Source organism: Xanthomonas sp. SHU 308 (assembly GCF_000364645.1).
GTDB lineage: Bacteria > Pseudomonadota > Gammaproteobacteria > Xanthomonadales > Xanthomonadaceae > Xanthomonas_A > Xanthomonas_A sontii.
This window is the reverse complement of record NZ_AQOK01000797.1, coordinates 1-406: the sequence shown is the minus strand read 5'-3', so window position 1 is coordinate 406 and position 406 is coordinate 1. Positions and strand designations below refer to the sequence as shown.

Below are 406 nucleotides of genomic sequence, written 5' to 3'. Positions count from 1 at the left end.
TGCATCGAGCCGGCGGCGATCGGCGAGGCGCTCGGCCACCGCGACATTTTGTCGCAGGTGCTGCGCCTGGATCCGGCCTTGCCGCTGGGTTATCCGCGCGACCTGGACCTGCTGCCGAACACGCTGCCGCCCGAGCGCCACTTGGGTTACGCGGTGCAATGGTTCGGCCTGGCGCTGGCGGTGCTGGTCACCGCGGCGCTGCTCAGCTGGCGCGCGCGCAGGGGACGGGGCGGGCGCTGAGCGCGCGCGCATGAGAAAATCCCCGGCATGAATGCTCCCACCCCGGCCCCGCGCCCGGCGGCCGCACGCGGCCGCTGGCCGCTGATCGTGTTGTTCGTCCTGTTCTTCGGCTCGATGCTGGTCGCCGGCGCGTTGCGCTTTTCCGGCTGGCAGCCGGCCGCCAGCC

At 72.9% G+C, this 406-nt stretch carries 1 protein-coding gene; it reads left to right on the top strand.

The genetic code is table 11. The features are described from left to right. Positions 1-240 (top strand): SURF1 family cytochrome oxidase biogenesis protein (locus tag D588_RS0121000; protein ID WP_017917398.1); only part of this gene is annotated, 240 nt, incomplete at its 5' end. Positions 241-406: the final 166 nt, after the last annotated feature.